Genomic DNA, 737 nt, shown 5'->3' on the forward strand with positions numbered 1-737 from the left:
TGCGATCTGATAACACTTCTGCGATGCGCGAGTTGTCTGGCTCAGGAAGGATGAGGCCGAACTCATCACCGCCAAGATGGCCGGTGATGGCTTGGTTTGGCAGGAGTCGTTTTAAACGCGCAGAAACTTCTTGGATGACTTTGTCACCGATGTGATGACCCAGCGAGTCATTAATGTTCTTAAAGTTATCGATATCGAGGTAAAACACCAATAGCGGTGTTTGGCTTTTGATCAGTTGCTCTAGGCGCTTGGTGAAACCAAATCGGTTATACAGTTTGGTTAAAGAGTCGATATGAGAATCTTCACTGGAGGCCGACGACAAGTGTTTTGGTGTGTCATCCGCATCTTGGATAAGAATAATTTGAGATTCACTGCCTAGAATTGCCGTCGAGTCCGCATGCAATTGGACTTTGCGCTCAAATCCGCAACGCGCGCTAGTCAGGCAAACAAACGGTTTGTCCGAAATAAGCGTGCTGAGTCGGTGACTGAAAACTTTTTTGGTGTTTTCGTCGATGAACAGACGAGAGAGCTCTTCACCGAGCAGCTCGTGAGGGGAGTTAAGCCCAAGCAAACGAGCCGAGGCAGGGTTTGCTGAGATGATGGTGTCATCTTCAATCAGCAGCAGGCCATCGGGCAATAGTTGGGTCAGCTTGGCAAATTTGTTTTCGGCTTCTTCCAGAGAGCGGACAAGTATTTGCTTTTCGGAGGTGTCGACGGCGTGAAACACCACGAAACGT

The 737-nt window shown here is 48.7% G+C and carries 1 protein-coding gene; it reads right to left on the reverse strand.

Annotated elements, in window-relative coordinates; all coding sequences use genetic code 11:
* On the reverse strand, window positions 1-737 hold a 737-nt coding region (locus tag R7190_RS27165), incomplete at both ends, for a sensor domain-containing diguanylate cyclase (protein WP_318137840.1).

It is taken from the genome of Vibrio sp. 1078-1, from assembly GCF_033340475.1.